The following is a 16,819-nucleotide window of genomic DNA, read 5'->3' as shown; positions in this document are numbered from 1 at the left end:
AAGATAAAAAGATAATTCATTTATATCGTACAAATAAAAAAACTGAACTTATCAACACACTAATAAAAGAAAGTAATGTATTTTTAGAAACCCTAAAAAAAGATGAAAACTAATATACTTATCATAATATTTTTTATTACTCACAGTTTAGCAGCTCAAGAAAAAAATGCCATTTTTAATGGTAAAGTAGTCAATGATTCTGTTTCTGTTGAGAATATTCATATCATCAATAAAAACAATCGACGAGTTGCATTGACGAATAGGTTGGGTGAATTTGAAATTCCCGTACAATTAAATGATACGTTAGTTTTTTCTGCGGTTCAATTTGAACCTTATCAGCGTATCGTAGTGCCTCAAGATTTACAAAAATTACAAGTAATTATTCGATTAAGAATTCAAACAAACGAATTAAGTGAAGTACGACTTGAGCGTAACAACATTGCCATAGAATTAGGTTTACCAAATGCTGCAAAAAAACCTAAAACAAAATTAGATGCAAGAATAGATGGGCACTCTAAAGCTAGTTTACCATTAGTAGTTTTGACTACACTTATTGGTGGTGCAGGAGGGATAGATAATTTGTATTACATCCTTTCTGGTCAACGAAAAAAAGATCGTAAACTTCAAAAATTACGCTATGAAGATAAAATAAGATTGAGTAATGAGGAAACGGCAGAAAAAATAAAAAAACATTTTAAAAAAGATTTCTTTATTTATACGCTAAAAATACCTGCTTTAGAAATCGATAATTTTATTGCACATTGTATGAAAAAAGGGATGGCAAATCTTTATCTACAAAATCAAGAAATTGAACTTATTGAATTAATGTTAACCGAAAGCATTGTATTTATAGAAACTATAAAACATGAGAAGAAATAGTTTAATTATATTGCTTGCATGTGTAACTACAAATATCATAGGACAACAAAAAAATAGCATTTTTAATGGTAAAGTAGTCAATGATTCCATTTCTGTTGAGAATATTCATATCATCAATAAAAATAATCAAAGAGTAGCATTAACTAATGAGGCTGGTGAATTTGAAATTCCAGCTCAATTAAATGACACACTAGTTTTCTCTGCCATACAATTTGAGCCGTATCAGCGCATTGTAGTACCTCAAGATTTACAAAAACTACAAGTAATTATTAGATTAAGAATTCAAACAAACAAATTAAGTGAAGTACGACTTGAGCGTAATAACATTGCCATAGAATTAGGTTTACCAAATGCTGCAAAAAAGCCTAAAACAAAACTAGATGCAAGAATAGATAGACACACTAAAGCTAGTGTTCCTATCACTGTTTTGGATGCATTAATAGTAAGCCCTCTATTGGGTGAAAAAGGAGGAATTAACAATTTGTACTATATTTTTTCTGGCAAACGAAAGAAAGACAGGAAGCTACAAGAGCTAATCCAAAATGATAAAAGAAATGAAAACAACCTCGGTACTATCAAAAAAATAAAGCAATATTTTAAGGAAGATTTTTTCATTTATAATTTAAAGATTCCTGCAAAACAAATTGATTACTTTATTGATTATTGCAATCAGTTTAATACTATAATATTATTCAATGAAAATAAATTGTTAGAAGTCACTGAGATCTTTATACAGCAAAGCAAAAAATTTCTAAAAGAAATTAAAGAATAATGTTTTGGAATATTTTTTGCAAAAGAACCTATGTTTACACACAAAAAACAAGTTATGAATCCAATAAAGAAATATTTATTTTTAGTTTTAATTCTTCCGCTGTTAGCATTTGGGTTACATAAATATTATATTAGTTTTACTAAAATAAAGTACTCAGAAAAATCTAAATCAATACAAATCACATCACGTATTTTTATAGATGACCTCGAAAAGGCATTAAATACTCAATATGCTATAGATTCAAAATTACACACCGATAACGAATTAAAAGATACAGATGAATATGTCTCTAAATATATCGCAGATAAATTTTTCGTTTTTATCAATGACAAAAAAATGAAATATGATTTTTTAGGTAAAGAATATGATGATGATGAAATTGTACTTTACATAGAAGTTACTGATATCTCTAATATCAAATCTATTGAGATAAAAAATAAAATACTAATGGAGACTTTTAATGATCAACAAAATATCATAAAGCTCGCCATCAATGGTAAAAAGAAGTCTTTTATTTTAACCAAAAATAGTGATAAAGATTTGTTAAAGTTTTAATAATTCACTGTTAATTATCACTATAAATAAGTAATTTCACCATCCGAATAATATAACATAAATGATAATGAGAAAATTAGGCTATTTATTAGTTTCATTTCTTTTGATAAATTCTTTCTCTTTTGCCCAAGAGAAAGAAAAAAAAGAAAGAAAACTAGGGCACTACAACATCAGTAAATTCAGACAATTAAAAGACGAGTTACCTACTCCCAATTCACAACATACTGCCTCTGGTGCGCCAGGCTATGAATACACGCAACAAAAGGTTGATTATGTGATGAATCTTAAATTAGATGAAGAGAAAAGTAGATTATATGGTGATGAAACAATAACCTACCACAATAATTCAAAAGATGCATTAGAATATTTATGGTTACAGCTAGATCAAAATGTAAGAGCGCCAGATTCAAAATCTCCAGATATTCAGGCAGAAAGTTTTAATAGTTCGTTTAATGGGCCTAAAACTTTTACGAAGAATTATTTACAGAAGCCTTTTGAAGGTGGATTTAATATTGAGCATGTTCAAAACGCTGATGGCTCTCCACTTTCGCACACTATAAACAGAACTATGATGCGAATTAACCTACCTAAAGCTTTAAAGCCTGGTGAAAAATTTGTGTTTAAAATTAAGTGGTGGTTTAATATTCCTAATTATGTAGAAATAGGAGGTCGTTCTGGCTATGAAGCATTTCCCGACGGGAATAACAATTATACAGTTGCTCAATTCTTTCCAAGACTTTGTGTATATGACAACGTAGAAGGATGGCAGAACATGCAATTCTGGGGACGTAGCGAATGGGCATTAGAGTTTGGTGATTATGATGTAAAGCTTACAGTACCTTCAGATCATATAGTAGATGCTACTGGAGAATTGCAAAATGAAGATAAAGTTTTAACCAAAGAGCAAAAAAAGCGTTGGGCACAAGCTAGAAAGTCATTTAAAGATCCTGTGTTTATTGTAACACAAGAAGAAGCTGAAAAAGCTGAAAAAGAAAGATCAAAAAAAATGAAAACATGGCATTTTAATGCTAAGAATGTACGTGATTTTGCTTTTGCCTCTTCTCGTAAATATATTTGGGATGCCATGGCAGTTGATATAAATGGTAAAACCGTGATGGCCGTTTCTATGTATCCAAAAGAAGGAAATCCTTTATGGGAAGAACATTCAACACGTGTTGTTGCCAATACCTTAGAAGAATATTCTAAAATGACATTCGATTATCCATACAGTAAAGCCATTTCAGTGCATGCCAAACGTCAAGGTATGGAGTATCCAATGATCTGTTTTAATTTTGGCCGCCCAAACCCAGATGGAACCTATTCAGACAGAGTTAGAGACGGAATGATTGGTGTGATCACACACGAAGTTGGTCATAACTTCTTCCCCATGATCGTAAATTCTGATGAACGCCAGTGGACCTGGATGGATGAAGGCATTAACTCTTTTGTAGAAATGATTGCAGAGTATGATTACGATCCTAATTTCAATACTAGAAGTTTACCGAAAGATATGGTTCGCTATATGAGCTTAGATCAAGATAGACTTTCACCAATTATGTCTCAAGGCGATAATGTGTTTAATTTCGGCCCTAACGCATACTCTAAACCAGCCGCTGGTTTATGGATGTTACGTCAGACAATTATGGGACCAGAATTATTTGATGAAGCCTTTAGAACGTATTCAAAAAGATGGAAATTTAAACATCCTACTCCTGCAGATTTCTTTAGATCAATGGAAGATGCTTCTGCTATGGATTTAGATTGGTTTTGGAGGGGATGGTTCTATACTACAGATTATAATGATCAAGGTGTAAAATCAGTAAAAAGTTATTATTTAACTGAAACCCCTACAGAGAAAGCAAAAGCAGATGCAAAACGATTCGGAATGAATCTTAAAGATTATGAGGGTAAATTGGTCTATTTTGCTGAAGGAGATCCTACAACTGCAAAAGATGCAAAAAAAGTAAATGATGTAAAGTTCTTACAAGATTATATGGCTTCATTATCTGAAGATGAAAAAGTAGGACTTAAAGAAGCTCCTAATTATTTCTATGAAATTACCTATGAAAAACCAGGTGGTTTAGTATTACCCTTAATAGTAGATATTACTTACGAAGATGGTACTAAAGAGCGCAAGAAATATCCTGCGCAAATCTGGAATAAACATGATAAGGAGGTTTCTAAAGTATATGCAACTTCTAAGAAAATTGTTGCAGTCACTGTAGATCCCGATTTAGAAACAGCAGATATTGACCTAGAAAACAATAGCTGGCCTAAGAAAAAAGAAGAATCAAATTTTGATAAGTTTAAAAAACAAGTAAAGAACTAGTTTCTGTTTTTTATTCCCCTTTTATGGAATAAATATGAAAACCTCGAACTAACATTCGAGGTTTTTTAATTGTAAGTATTCTATTTATAATCGACTTAATTAAAGAGATCTATAAAATAATTATAATAAGAAAAATAATTTTATCGCTATTTATTCTTATAGTAACATTTATCTCATTTAAAACCATAAAATCTACTACTTACAAAACTATAAGCGAAGATTCAACTGTAATGTAGGTAGGTTTTAAACCAGGCAGAACACGTAATGGTACTTTAGGTACCTCTGAAGGAACTCTAACTTTTAATGATGATAAACTGGTTGGGGGTGATTTTATATTAGACATGAATACCATTCTAGTACTAAATATCAAATCTAAAGGTATGAACAAGAAATTTGTAGATCACTTTAAAAGTAGAGAATTCGAAATAGACAGAACAAAATGGGATATAAAGTTTAGAACAAGAAAATTTTTCGACAATCTAAAGAATACACTCATTTACGACGATATTACTATTGTGGTGATAATGCCAAAAAGTAATTTTTTCATGTTAAACCGGTCTTTAGGCCGGTTTTTTTATATTATTACTTCGGTACTATTCTTTAGCTCACTAATGATAAATGTGCTTTGTGTACTTCCAATGAATTGTAACTTAGTTAGCTTTTTATTGATAAATTCACGATATGCCTTCATGTTTTTTACAACTACTTTTAAAATATAATCGTAATCACCACTCACATTAAAACACTCTAAAACCTCCTCTAATTTTATAACCTCTCTTTCAAACTTTGTAAGATATTCATTGCTATGTTGTATAAGTTTAATATGACATAACACCATAAAACCACGATTGATCTTCTCTTTGTCAATTAATGCTATATATTTTTGAATCACCCCTTCACGTTCTAATTTTTTAATTCGCTCATGAATAGCTGTGGCAGAAAGGTTTAAACGCAGCGAAAGTTGCTTATGCGTACGTTTACTATTCGCCTGTAAAAGACCCAGAAGCTTTTTATCTATTTCATCTAATTGCATACCGAAAATTTATCTAAAATAATAGTCCATGAGAATCATGCAAAGAATAATTATCACTTATTACGTATAAAAATAGAAAAATAATCTAAATAATAGTATTTATATTGATTTTAAAACTACAATAACTTAGATTTACCTCCAAATTTTAATAGATTATGGAGTTCAAACCAGCAAATAATATTCAAGATTTACAATACTTTGGTGAATTTGGAGGTGTAAATCCTTCCATTTCAGATTCTTCAACATATACTTTTTTATCTGCAAAAACCATGTTTGATACCTTTGAAGGTAATGCAGACGGGTGCTATTTATATTCACGTCACTCTACACCTTCTAATCTATATTTAGGTGAAGCACTAGCTGCTATGGAAGGTACAGAAACTGCCAATATTTCTGCTTCTGGTATGGGTGCAATAACTCCAGTCTTATTGCAATTATGCGAAGCAGGCGACCATGTCGTATCAAGCAGAACCATCTATGGTGGTACCTATGCTTTTCTAAAGAATTTTGCACCCAAGTTAAACATTCAAACCTCTTTTGTTGATATCACTAAATTAGATATCGTTGAAGCCTCAATTACTAAGAACACAAAGGTTATCTATTGTGAAACTGTAAGTAATCCTTTATTAGAAGTTGCAGACATTAAAGGTTTAGCCAAATTAGCTAAAAAGCACAATCTTAAATTGGTTGTTGATAATACCTTTTCTCCACTATCAATTTCTCCGGCAAAACTTGGAGCCGATGTCGTAATACATAGTTTAACCAAATTTATTAATGGTTCATCTGATACTGTAGGAGGTGTAATTTGCGGAACTCAAGAGTTTATAGACACACTTCGCAACGTAAATGATGGTGCCTGTATGCTATTAGGTTCAACCATGGATAGTTTACGTGCCGCTTCTGTACTTAAAAACCTACGCACACTGCACATACGCATGAAACAGCATAGCAAAAATGCGGCGTACTTGGCTGAAAAATTTGAAAACGACGGAATCAAAACGGTATATCCAGGATTGAAATCTCACCCTTCTCATAAACTATTCAAAACCATGATGAATGATGAGTATGGGTTTGGTGGTATGCTAACAATCGATGTAGGTTCCTTAGATAGAGCCAATGAGCTCATGGAGTTAATGCAAAATCATAATTTAGGATATCTTGCCGTAAGTTTAGGTTTTTACAAAACCTTATTCTCTGCTCCTGGTACCTCAACTTCTTCTGAAATACCTGAAGATGAACAAATAGAAATGGGTTTATCTGATGGGCTAATACGTTTTTCTATTGGATTAGATAATGATATTGAGAGGACGTATCAAGAAATGAGAAAATGTATGGAGCAATTAGATATTCTACAGGCTATTCCTGCTTAGTTTTATCCATATTTTCTAATCGAATATTTAAGGCCTTTACAGAAATTTGAATTTCTCTAATTGATATACCTAACGATACTAATAGAAACAACAAACCTATTCCAAACACCCATTTACCTAAGCGTTGATTATCGGCAAAAATTAAAAACATACACAGTACACATAAAAATAAGCTTAACACGCCCCAAATCTGCATACTTTTAATTAATTGCACTCGCTTTCTTAAATTTTGAATTTGCCCAAATACCAATTTATCGGGATGTAGTTGATATTCACTAAACAACTTTCTAATCAACGCAGCAATCGCTAAAAATCTATTTGTATAAGCCAGCAGCAATAAAGAAATGGCAGAGAACAATAAACCCGGAGTCGTTAGTGTAATATCACTCATTGTTTAGAACTTAAGTAATTATTTACATTCCTTTCAATACGTTTCTCAATATAAGTAAGGTCTGCTTTTACAAATATTTCTCCTGTAATATTTTCATATAACTCTATATACCTATTAGATATTTCTATAATCTTTTCATCAGACATTTCCGGTATTTGCTGTCCTTCTTTTCCTTGAAAACCATTAGCGATCAACCACTGTCTCACAAATTCTTTAGAAAGTTGTTTCTGCGCCTCTCCTCTAGCCTGTTGTGTTTCATAACCTTCGGCATAAAAATAGCGTGATGAATCTGGAGTATGAATCTCATCAATCAATACAATTTCTCCATTTTTGGTTTTACCAAACTCGTACTTGGTATCTACTAAAATTAATCCGCGATCGGCTGCTAATTCTGTTCCTCTTTTAAATAATTTTCGAGTATAATCTTCTAAAACTTCATAATCTTCTTTACTAACAATCCCATTAGTTAAAATATCTTCACGTGAAATATCTTCGTCGTGTTCACCATTTGCAGCTTTGGTAGAAGGTGTTATAATTGGCTCAGGAAATTTATCATTTTCTTGCATTCCATCGGGCATCACAACTCCACATAGTTTTCGCTTTCCTACTTTGTACTCACGAGCTGCATGCCCAGAAAGATAACCTCGAATCACCATTTCTACCTTAAAAGGTTCGCATAAATGTCCAACAGCTACGTTGGGATCAGGCGTGGCTATGATCCAATTCGGAACAATATCAGCTGTAGCTTCCATCATTTTAGCAGCTATTTGATTTAATATCTGCCCTTTGTAAGGTATTTGTCGTGGCATAATCACATCAAAAGCTGAAAGTCTATCGGTAGCTACCATGACTAATAACGCATCATTGATAGTATATACTTCTCTTACTTTTCCTCGGTATATCGATTTTTGTCCTAAAAAAGCAAAGTTGGTTTTGTTAATGGTATTCATACAATTATGTTGTAGGCGCAAAAGTACGCTATAAGAGCAATAGAAACAATAGAATTTTACTCTGTCTCTATTCCTTTGTAAGCTGCAATAACCTCTTTTACTAATCGATGACGTATTACATCTTTATCATCAAGATACACCATCGCAATACCTTTAATATCCTTAAGCGCTAATAAAGATTCTTTTAAGCCAGAAACCTGTTTTCTAGGTAAATCTATCTGACCTGGATCTCCCGTAATAATAAACTTAGCATGTTTCCCCATGCGCGTTAAGAACATTTTCATCTGCGCATGTGTGGTATTTTGAGCTTCATCTAAAATAACAAAAGCATTATCTAAAGTTCTGCCGCGCATAAAAGCCAGTGGGGCAATTTGTATAACACCAGTTTCTATATACGAAGCTAATTTCTCTGGCGCAATCATATCGCGTAATGCATCATATAAAGGTTGCATATAAGGATCTAACTTTTCTTTAAGATCTCCCGGCAAAAACCCTAAATTCTCTCCAGACTCAACGGCAGGTCTTGTTAAGATAATTCTTCGAACTTCTTTTTCTTTTAATGCCTTTACTGCTAATGCAACTGCTGTGTATGTTTTACCAGTACCTGCAGGCCCCACAGCAAATAACATATCATTCTTCAGCATAGCTTCTACCATTTTCCGTTGATTGGCAGTCTGTGCTTTAATAAGTTTTCCGCTTACGCCATGTACTAATACCTCGTTTGCTTTACTAGAACGCCTTTCTTCACCTCCATTTGAGGTTAATAGACGTTCAATACTATTTTCGTCTAGTTTATTGTACTTATTAAAATGATTGATAAGCATTTCTAAACGCTTTTCAAATTCGTTTAATAATTCTTGTTCACCATAAATTTTAATCTTACTTCCACGAGCAACAACTTTTATTTTAGGAAAGTATTTTTTGAGTTGCTCAATGTTACTGTTCTGGGTACCAAAAAAATCCTTAGGATTTATTTCAGTTAATTCGATAATTCTTTCGTTCAAATGAAACTTTTTTATGTTTATTTTATGTTAAAAACTAGCGTTTAAACTACAAATTCATAACCTTTAATTGATTAGATTTGCACAATAAAGTTACACTTTTTACATTAGGAACCCAATCTACAATAAGGAAATAATTAACAAATGCCTTTAATAACTTTAACGACAGATTTCGGAATTAAAGATCATTTTGTAGGCGCTATTAAAGGTGCTATTTTCAATGAGTTAGACACTGTTAATGTAATTGATATTTCGCATGAGGTTTCTCCATTCAATATTACTGAAACAGCGTATATTGTTAAAAACGCTTATAAAAACTTTCCGAAAGGAAGCATTCATATTATTGGCGTAGATTCAGAATTAAGTGTAGAAAATAAGCATATTGCGCTAAAACTAGACGATCATTTTTTTATATGTCCAGATAATGGTGTTATTTCGATGATCGCTTCAGAAATAAAACCTGAAAAACTTGTTGAGATCACCATTCATAATGCAATCGTGAGTAGCTTTAACGTCTTAGATGTGTTTGTAAAAGTTGCTTGTCACATTGCGCGTGGAGGCACTTTAGAAGTTATTGGCAAAGAGATTACTGAGTACAAACAACTTACCGAAGTACATCCATTTATTAATGAGGACAAAACACAAATTGTTGGTAGTATTATCTACATAGACAACTATGGTAATGTAATTAGTAATATCAGTAAAAAGCTATTTAATGATATAGGTAAAGGAAGAGCTTTTGAAGTCATTGCACGAAATTATTCGTTTAATAAGGTATTTAGGCAATATAATGAGATTGTAAATTTTGAGATTCCACAAGATCAACGTTTAGATGATGGTAAAAAGCTTGCCATTTTTAATTCGGCAGATTTTCTTGAAATAGCTATTTATAAGAGTAATCTTAAAACCGTTGGTGGCGCGTCAAGTCTATTAGGCTTAGATTACCGAGATACTGTAACCGTAAGATTTAAATAGTATGTTTGTACGTATTGTAAAAATGAGTTTTCAACCTGAAAAGATTGATGTATTTTTAGAAAATTTTGATCAAAATAAAGCCAAAATTCGTGCTTTTAATGGGTGTGAATTATTAGAATTGTATAGAGATAAAAATAATACAAATGTCTTTTTTACCTATAGCTATTGGAAAACAGAAAAAGACCTAGAAAAGTATCGACAATCTGAGCTTTTTAAAGGTGTTTGGGCAAAAACTAAAGTACTATTTAATGATAAACCTGAAGCTTGGAGTGTAGATAAAATAGTGATTAGTGATTAGTGATTAGTGATTAGTGATTAGTGATTAGTGATTAGTGATTAGTGATTAGTGATTAGTGATTAGTGATTAGTGATTAGTGATTAGTGATTAGTGATTAGTGAAAATAATAAATAATGTAACTGTGTTAGCAATCTTAAAGAAAGAACTCAATTCATTTTTTGCATCACCTATAGGCTATCTGGTGATTGCAGTATTTCTACTCATAAACGGACTTTTCTTATGGGTATTTAAAGGTGATTTTAATATTTTAAATGCTGGTTTTGCAGATTTAAACGGCTTTTTCTTTATAGTTCCGTGGTTCTTTTTGTTTTTAATACCTGCTGTTACTATGCGTAGTTTTTCTGATGAATTTCGATTAGGTACCATCGAAATTTTGAAGACAAAACCCGTAACAGATTGGCAAATAGTACTCGGAAAATTTTTTGGTGCGCTGGTTTTAATTATTTTGGCATTACTACCAACACTAATCTATGCATATAGTATTCATTCATTAGGAAATCCTATCGGTAATTTAGATGTAGGTAGTACCTTAGGTTCCTACATTGGATTACTATTTTTAGCTGCTGCCTATACAGCCATTGGTTTGTTCACTTCTACATTATCTAATAACCAAATCGTAGCTTTTATTTTAGCTGTTGGTATATCATTTTTTATGTATTATGGTTTTGCCGCTTTAGCTGACATGAATGTTTTAAACGGAATCGAAAAATTTGGCATGCAAGAACATTTTAATAGTATATCTAGAGGTGTACTAAATACCCGTGATCTGTTTTATTTTATAAGTATTACCGTATTCTTTTTATTCTTAACAAAACTAAAATTAGAACAAGAATGAAAAAATACTCAAAAGCCATTGTTTTACTTGTCGGACTAGTGTTACTAAATGTAGTAGCAAACAAATTCTATAAGCGTTTTGACTTAACAAATGATAAGCGCTACACTATATCTGAAACCACTGAAAATATTCTTGCAAATATTGATAAACCAGCAATCATAAAAGTATATCTTCAAGGCGATTTTCCGTCTGAGTTTAAACGATTACAGACAGAAACACGTCAACATCTTGAAGAATTAAGTGCTATCAATAAAAACATTAAGTTTAGATTTATTGATCCTTTAGATCAAGCTGAAGAACTTACACAACAAGGATTACAACCCAGTCGCCTATCCGTTCAAGAAGAAGGTAAAGTATCTGAAGCTGTTATTTTTCCTTGGGCCACCGTAGCGTACAATAATAAAACAGAACACGTATCACTTTTAGCAAGCCAATCAGCGAGCTCTCAAGAACAGCAATTACAAGGATCTATTCAAAATTTAGAGTATGCTTTTGCAGATGCTATGCATAAAGTTTCTTCAGATAAAAAGCAAACTATTGCCATTTTAAAAGGAAATGGAGAGCTTGAAGATATTTATTTAGCCAGTTTTTTAAGAACGTTAGGAACCTATTATAGGCTTGCTCCTTTTACGTTAGATTCTGTAAGTGAAAATCCGCAAAACACACTTGAAAAATTAACCAATTATGATTTAGCCATTATTGCTAAGCCTACAGAAAAATTCTCTGAAAGTGAAAAATTTACGCTAGATCAATTTGTAATGAATGGTGGTAAATCATTATGGCTTATTGATAATGTACATGCTGAATTAGATAGCTTAATGCAAACGGGGCAGTCACTAGCTTTTAATAGAGACCTTGACCTCACCGATTTACTATTTAGTTATGGTGTTCGTTTAAATTATGATATCGTTAAAGACATGTATAGCGCTACTATACGATTGGCTTCTGGTCAAGTTGGCAATAGAACGCAATATGAAGATTTTCTATGGCAATATTACCCGATGATTACCTCTAAAAACAATCACCCAATTACGCAGAATACAGATCCTGTAAATGTGCGCTTTGGCAATTCTATAGACACGCTTAAAAATGATATTAAAAAAACTATATTGCTACAAAGCTCAAAGCTTTCAAAACCTATTGGCACGCCATTTATAATTTCTTTAGAAGAAATTTCTAAAAAACCACAACCAAAAGATTATAATAATGGTGATCAAATTTTAGGAGTATTACTAGAAGGTGAATTTAAATCGGCTTACGCAAGTCGTGTAAAACCATTTACTTCAGATTTGCAAAAAGATAAGGGTACATTTACTAAAATGGCGATAATCGCTGATGGAGATCTAATTGCAAACCAAGTTCATCAAGGACAACCCTTAGAATTAGGACTAGACAAATGGACTAACCTTAGAAATGGTAATGCTACATTTTTACTAAACACCGTGAATTACCTCTTAGATGATTCAGGTCTTATTAATCTTCGTTCAAAGACTATTCAATTACAGTTTTTAGACAAACAAAAGGCCTATAACGAACGTTCTTATTGGCAAACTATTAATGTAGTTTTACCGCTCGCTTTGTTAGCAATATTTGGGTTTATTTTTACATTTTTAAGACGACGAAAATATCGTTAAAGAAACGTTAAAGCCAAATCAAGGGTGTAATTTTTAGTATCTTTGAAAGACAAAATTGAAAACCTAAATAATTCACAAATGAAAAAAATTACTTTATTAGTAGCATTCGTATTTGCTGCTCTCTCGGTAAGTGCACAGGTTGAAACTCCCGCACCGAGTCCTTCTTCTAAATTAGAACAAAAAGTTGGTCTTACAGACGTAAGTGTTGAATATTCTCGTCCTTCTATGAAAGGTCGTAAAATATTCGGCGGATTAGAATCATATGATAAAGTTTGGAGAACTGGCGCTAATGCTAACACTAAAATAACTTTTGGTGATGATATTACTATCAATGGTGACACTATTCAAAAAGGAACCTATGCACTATATACAAAACCTAATCCAGAAATGTGGGAGGTATATTTTTATAAAGATGCTAATAACTGGGGAACTCCAAGAAAATGGAGTGATGCTTTAGTTGCTTTAACCGTAAAAGTACCAGTACAAAAAATGCCAATGCCAATCGAAACTTTTACGATTACTTTTGATGATCTTAAAGATGATGGTGCCACGCTAGGTTTACTTTGGGAAGATGTATATGTAGGTGTACCATTTAATGTGCCAACTGATAGTAAAGCTACAGCTAGTATCAAAAAAATTATGGCTGGCCCATCTGCAAATGATTATTTTGGTGCAGCTAAATATTACAAAGACTCTGGTAAAGATTTGAATCAAGCCTTAACTTGGGTAGATAAAGCAACAAAAATGCGTCCTGAAGCTTTCTGGATGATGCGTGAAAAATCATTAATATTAGCTAAAATGGGCAAGGTAAAAGAAGCTATTGCTGCAGCAAAAACTTCTCTAGAAGTAGCTAAAAAAGCAGGCAATCAGAATTATGTAAAAATGAATGAAGCTTCCATTGCAGAATGGTCTAAATAAAAACAAATTCTAAATTTTAATATATGAAAAAACTAAGTTTAATTTTAAGTTTTCTTTTGGTAACAAGTATCGCTTGTGCACAAAAGAGTCCAAGAAAACAAGCTACCGGAACTATAAACGGTGTAAACGTATCTATAGATTATGGTTCACCAAGTGTAAAAGGAAGAACCGTATGGGGAGGTTTAGAAAAATATGGTAAAGTTTGGAGAGCGGGTGCAAATGAAAATACAACCGTTACTTTTGATAATACCGTTACAATTGGAGACACCTCTTTAAAGGCAGGAAAGTATGGTTTTTTCATCATACCCAATGAAGAAGGAGAATGGATTGCCATTTTTAATACAAAGAATGATGCTTGGGGCGCATACTCATATAAAGAATCTGATGACGCTGTTCGTGTTAAAGTGAAACCAGAATTTACTAAAGAGAATCAAGAATCTCTAGAATACGCCGTTGGTAAAAATGCGATAATTTTTAACTGGGAAAAAGCGAAACTAACAATACCCGTTACAACACCTAATTAAAAATCTATCTTCTTTTTGAAAGAATAAAGAAGAGGCTGTCTGAAAAGGCAGTCTTTTTTTTGCAAATTTTTAAAGCAATTGTTAACTACTTTAAGAATGAACATAAAAGCAGTTTTTAAGACCTTAATCGTACTGCTGCTTGTTCTTGTAACGCTACGTTATAAAATCGTTCTTCATGTTTCTAAGATATTTGTTTTGTAACAAATAGCCTTAAATTTTATATCCGAATAAAAAAATAACAGCTCCATTACTCACAAATGTAGCTATATGATACAGAATCAAATTTAACCAAAAAGAAAATCGCCTAAAAATTACTTTTTAGACGACCTCCTTATTTTAATTGATAAGATTTATCTAAAAGCAATAAGCGCTATTGCTTCATGAGGTCATAACTACGTTTAATAAAATTAGTTAGATCTTCACCTTGTAATAAATTTTGTGACAATTTCGCTAAATCTAACGCTTGATTTACGTATTCCTCTTTTTTAGCCTTTGCTTTTAAAATCTTCTGCATCAAATCATTATTGGTATTCACAACAAGATTATACATCTCTGGAAAGCCGCCCATCCCCATAAAGCCTCCACCGCCAGTTTGTTGCATTTCTTTCATTCTACGCATAAACTCTGGCTGCGTGATAATAAACGGATTCGAATTAGAATCTAACGCTTCTAGCTGAACTGTATATTTTTCTTTAGGCACAATACCTTCTACAATCTCTTTTAATTTATTCTTCTCATCATCAGATAACTTAGAGATTTGTTCTTCATCTTTCTTAACTAAATTTTCAATATAGTCAGAATCAACACGCACAAACTTAATCGGTTGTTTTTTATCTGATAATTCTGAATGTTCGCCTTCAATTTTCTGTATTAAATGCGAAACAATAGGTGAATCTAATAACAGTACTTCATAACCTTTATCTTTGGCTGCTTGTATGTAACTGTGTTGTTCTTCTTTATTACTAGCGTACAGCACCACAATATTCTTATCTTTATCAGTCTGAGCTGGTTTTATTTTTTCAACTAACTCTTCGAATGTAAGATATGAATTATCTACTGTTGGATATAATGCAAACTTCTGAGCCTTTTCATAAAACTTCTCTTCTGAAAGCATACCATATTCGATTACGATCTTGATATCGTTCCATTTCTTTTCAAATTCTTCACGATCTTTTTTGAATAATGATTGTAACTTATCTCCAACTTTTTTTGTGATGTACGACGATATCTTCTTTACTGCTCCATCAGCTTGCAAATAGCTTCTAGAAACATTTAATGGAATGTCTGGCGAATCGATCACACCACGTAACATCTGTAAGAAATCGGGCACAATACCTTCTACATTATCTGTTACGAATACCTGATTTTGATATAATTGAATTCTATCTTTTTGAATATCTAAATTATTTGTCATCTTAGGGAAATATAAGATTCCCGTAAGGTTAAAAGGATAATCTACATTTAAATGAATATTAAACAACGGTTCTTCGAATTGCATAGGATACAGTTCTCGATAGAATGATTTGTAATCTTCATCTTTTAGATCCTTTGGTTGCTTCGTCCAAGCTGGGTTTGGATTATTGATAATATCATCTACCGTGATCTTCTTTTGAGGTTCTGTAGTTTCTTTGCCATCTTTATCTTTTATTGTTTTTGGCGTATGATCGGGATCGTTTACCTCTTTGGTACCAAACTTAATTGGTATCGGCATAAATTTGTTATACTTTGTCAACAATTCACGTATTCTAGATTCTTCTAAAAATTCAGTAGAATCTTCAGCAATATTTAAGATGATCTCCGTTCCTCGATCTTCTTTATTGGCTTTTTCTAGTGTAAATTCTGGTGAGCCATCACATGTCCAATGTACAGCTGGTTCTTCAGCCACATGAGACTTGGTTATAATCTCAACTTTATCGGCCACCATAAATGCTGAATAAAAACCTAGACCAAAATGACCAATAATACCAGCATCTTTAGCAGAGTCTTTGTATTTATCTAGAAACTCTTCGGCACCAGAAAAAGCAACTTCATTAATATACTTTTTCACTTCTTCTTCACTCATACCCAAACCTTGATCGATAATATGTAATTTCTTACCTTCTTTATCAATCTTTACTTCAATTTTAGGTTCTCCATACTCAGTTTTCGAATCACCTACTGAGGTCAAATGCTTAAGTTTAAGTGTAGCATCTGTTGCATTCGAAATTAATTCACGTAAGAAGATTTCATGATCAGAATACAAGAATTTTTTAATTAATGGAAATATGTTTTCGACTGAAACATTAATAGTTCCTTTTGCCATGATATATATTTTTAGTTTTTATTGATTCTTAAAATTATTTAGTCAAAAAAAAT

At 32.1% G+C, this 16,819-nt stretch carries 16 protein-coding genes; 11 read left to right on the top strand and 5 right to left on the bottom strand.

Features of this window, described 5'->3' with window-relative positions; translation table 11 throughout:
* The first annotated feature begins 102 nt into the window (after nt 1-102).
* The 4 genes from AC1EUY_RS09090 to AC1EUY_RS09075 all read left to right on the top strand — a co-directional run bounded on the left by AC1EUY_RS09090 (nt 103) and on the right by AC1EUY_RS09075 (nt 4,535).
* A complete protein-coding gene (locus AC1EUY_RS09090; RefSeq protein WP_480195210.1) occupies nt 103-879 on the top strand; it encodes a hypothetical protein in 777 nt (258 codons plus the stop codon).
* A complete protein-coding gene (locus tag AC1EUY_RS09085; RefSeq protein ID WP_480195209.1) occupies nt 866-1,651 on the top strand; it encodes a hypothetical protein in 786 nt (261 codons plus the stop codon). The genes AC1EUY_RS09090 and AC1EUY_RS09085 overlap by 14 nt, the downstream gene beginning before the upstream one ends.
* A 54-nt stretch (nt 1,652-1,705) precedes the next feature.
* Nucleotides 1,706-2,206 carry a DUF6702 family protein gene (locus tag AC1EUY_RS09080; protein WP_480195208.1) on the top strand — a complete coding sequence of 167 codons (501 nt, stop codon included), beginning with the start codon at nt 1,706-1,708 and terminating at the stop codon, nt 2,204-2,206.
* Nucleotides 2,207-2,273: 67 nt separating this feature from the next.
* Nucleotides 2,274-4,535 carry a M1 family metallopeptidase gene (locus AC1EUY_RS09075; RefSeq protein WP_480195207.1) on the top strand — a complete coding sequence of 754 codons (2,262 nt, stop codon included), beginning with the start codon at nt 2,274-2,276 and terminating at the stop codon, nt 4,533-4,535.
* A 574-nt stretch (nt 4,536-5,109) separates the two neighbouring features.
* Here the strand turns inward: AC1EUY_RS09075 and AC1EUY_RS09070 are convergent.
* Nucleotides 5,110-5,568 (bottom strand): Lrp/AsnC family transcriptional regulator, encoded by a 459-nt coding sequence (locus AC1EUY_RS09070; protein WP_480195206.1) that lies wholly within the window; start codon nt 5,566-5,568, stop codon nt 5,110-5,112.
* 155 nt (nt 5,569-5,723) lie between these two features.
* On the opposite strand from AC1EUY_RS09070, the gene AC1EUY_RS09065 reads away from it, so the two are divergent.
* Nucleotides 5,724-6,938: an aminotransferase class I/II-fold pyridoxal phosphate-dependent enzyme gene (locus AC1EUY_RS09065; RefSeq protein WP_480195205.1), complete on the top strand. Its 1,215-nt coding sequence runs from the start codon at nt 5,724-5,726 to the stop codon at nt 6,936-6,938.
* Here AC1EUY_RS09065 and AC1EUY_RS09060 read toward each other — a convergent pair.
* From AC1EUY_RS09060 to AC1EUY_RS09050, 3 genes are read right to left on the bottom strand one after another with little or no spacing between them, the layout of a single operon-like run.
* Complete coding sequence (locus tag AC1EUY_RS09060; RefSeq protein ID WP_480195204.1) at nt 6,925-7,329, bottom strand: DUF2721 domain-containing protein; 405 nt, start codon at nt 7,327-7,329, stop codon at nt 6,925-6,927. The two genes, AC1EUY_RS09065 and AC1EUY_RS09060, sit on opposite strands and share 14 nt — an antisense overlap.
* Complete coding sequence (locus AC1EUY_RS09055; protein WP_480195203.1) at nt 7,326-8,279, bottom strand: phosphoribosylaminoimidazolesuccinocarboxamide synthase; 954 nt, start codon at nt 8,277-8,279, stop codon at nt 7,326-7,328. The genes AC1EUY_RS09060 and AC1EUY_RS09055 overlap by 4 nt, the downstream gene beginning before the upstream one ends.
* 56 nt (nt 8,280-8,335) lie before the next feature.
* Nucleotides 8,336-9,283 (bottom strand): PhoH family protein, encoded by a 948-nt coding sequence (locus AC1EUY_RS09050; RefSeq protein WP_480195202.1) that lies wholly within the window; start codon nt 9,281-9,283, stop codon nt 8,336-8,338.
* A gap of 141 nt (nt 9,284-9,424) precedes the next feature.
* On the opposite strand from AC1EUY_RS09050, the gene AC1EUY_RS09045 reads away from it, so the two are divergent.
* The 6 genes from AC1EUY_RS09045 to AC1EUY_RS09020 all read left to right on the top strand — a co-directional run bounded on the left by AC1EUY_RS09045 (nt 9,425) and on the right by AC1EUY_RS09020 (nt 14,464).
* Complete coding sequence (locus tag AC1EUY_RS09045) at nt 9,425-10,255, top strand: SAM hydrolase/SAM-dependent halogenase family protein (RefSeq protein ID WP_480195201.1); 831 nt, start codon at nt 9,425-9,427, stop codon at nt 10,253-10,255.
* A 1-nt stretch (nt 10,256) separates the two neighbouring features.
* Nucleotides 10,257-10,553, top strand: a complete 297-nt coding sequence (locus tag AC1EUY_RS09040; protein ID WP_480195200.1) for a putative quinol monooxygenase — start codon at nt 10,257-10,259, stop codon at nt 10,551-10,553.
* Nucleotides 10,554-10,674: 121 nt separating this feature from the next.
* A complete protein-coding gene (gene gldF / locus AC1EUY_RS09035; protein ID WP_480195199.1) occupies nt 10,675-11,388 on the top strand; it encodes a gliding motility-associated ABC transporter permease subunit GldF in 714 nt (237 codons plus the stop codon).
* Nucleotides 11,385-13,022, top strand: coding sequence for a gliding motility-associated ABC transporter substrate-binding protein GldG (gene gldG / locus AC1EUY_RS09030; RefSeq protein WP_480195198.1), 1,638 nt, complete (start codon nt 11,385-11,387; stop codon nt 13,020-13,022). Before gldF ends, gldG begins: the two co-directional genes overlap by 4 nt.
* Nucleotides 13,023-13,100: 78 nt before the next feature.
* The gene (locus AC1EUY_RS09025) at nt 13,101-13,940 is read left to right on the top strand and encodes a DUF2911 domain-containing protein (RefSeq protein WP_480195197.1); all 840 of its coding nucleotides are present in this window, start codon (nt 13,101-13,103) and stop codon (nt 13,938-13,940) included.
* A gap of 23 nt (nt 13,941-13,963) precedes the next feature.
* Complete coding sequence (locus AC1EUY_RS09020; protein WP_480195196.1) at nt 13,964-14,464, top strand: DUF2911 domain-containing protein; 501 nt, start codon at nt 13,964-13,966, stop codon at nt 14,462-14,464.
* Between the two features lie 370 nt (nt 14,465-14,834).
* Here AC1EUY_RS09020 and htpG read toward each other — a convergent pair whose 3' ends face one another.
* Nucleotides 14,835-16,766, bottom strand: a complete 1,932-nt coding sequence (gene htpG / locus AC1EUY_RS09015; RefSeq protein ID WP_480195195.1) for a molecular chaperone HtpG — start codon at nt 16,764-16,766, stop codon at nt 14,835-14,837.
* Between the last annotated feature and the right edge of the window lie 53 nt (nt 16,767-16,819).

This window comes from Maritimimonas sp. 2210JD6-3 (assembly GCF_056591795.1).
The sequence above is the reverse complement of the archived record's forward strand: the minus strand, read 5'-3'. Positions and strand labels throughout refer to the sequence as shown.

Excerpts from the sequence above, each read along its gene's own strand:
- AC1EUY_RS09060 (WP_480195204.1), bottom strand. The coding sequence starts at position 7,329 with ATGAGTGATATTACACTAACGACTCCGGGTTTATTGTTCTCTGCCATT.
- AC1EUY_RS09020 (WP_480195196.1), top strand. The coding sequence starts at position 13,964 with ATGAAAAAACTAAGTTTAATTTTAAGTTTTCTTTTGGTAACAAGTATC.
- AC1EUY_RS09040 (WP_480195200.1), top strand. The coding sequence starts at position 10,257 with ATGTTTGTACGTATTGTAAAAATGAGTTTTCAACCTGAAAAGATTGAT.
- AC1EUY_RS09065 (WP_480195205.1), top strand. The coding sequence starts at position 5,724 with ATGGAGTTCAAACCAGCAAATAATATTCAAGATTTACAATACTTTGGT.
- AC1EUY_RS09080 (WP_480195208.1), top strand. The coding sequence starts at position 1,706 with ATGAATCCAATAAAGAAATATTTATTTTTAGTTTTAATTCTTCCGCTG.
- AC1EUY_RS09055 (WP_480195203.1), bottom strand. The coding sequence starts at position 8,279 with ATGAATACCATTAACAAAACCAACTTTGCTTTTTTAGGACAAAAATCG.
- gldG (WP_480195198.1), top strand. The coding sequence starts at position 11,385 with ATGAAAAAATACTCAAAAGCCATTGTTTTACTTGTCGGACTAGTGTTA.
- AC1EUY_RS09025 (WP_480195197.1), top strand. The coding sequence starts at position 13,101 with ATGAAAAAAATTACTTTATTAGTAGCATTCGTATTTGCTGCTCTCTCG.
- htpG (WP_480195195.1), bottom strand. The coding sequence starts at position 16,766 with ATGGCAAAAGGAACTATTAATGTTTCAGTCGAAAACATATTTCCATTA.
- AC1EUY_RS09070 (WP_480195206.1), bottom strand. The coding sequence starts at position 5,568 with ATGCAATTAGATGAAATAGATAAAAAGCTTCTGGGTCTTTTACAGGCG.
- AC1EUY_RS09045 (WP_480195201.1), top strand. The coding sequence starts at position 9,425 with ATGCCTTTAATAACTTTAACGACAGATTTCGGAATTAAAGATCATTTT.
- AC1EUY_RS09075 (WP_480195207.1), top strand. The coding sequence starts at position 2,274 with ATGAGAAAATTAGGCTATTTATTAGTTTCATTTCTTTTGATAAATTCT.
- AC1EUY_RS09085 (WP_480195209.1), top strand. The coding sequence starts at position 866 with ATGAGAAGAAATAGTTTAATTATATTGCTTGCATGTGTAACTACAAAT.
- AC1EUY_RS09090 (WP_480195210.1), top strand. The coding sequence starts at position 103 with ATGAAAACTAATATACTTATCATAATATTTTTTATTACTCACAGTTTA.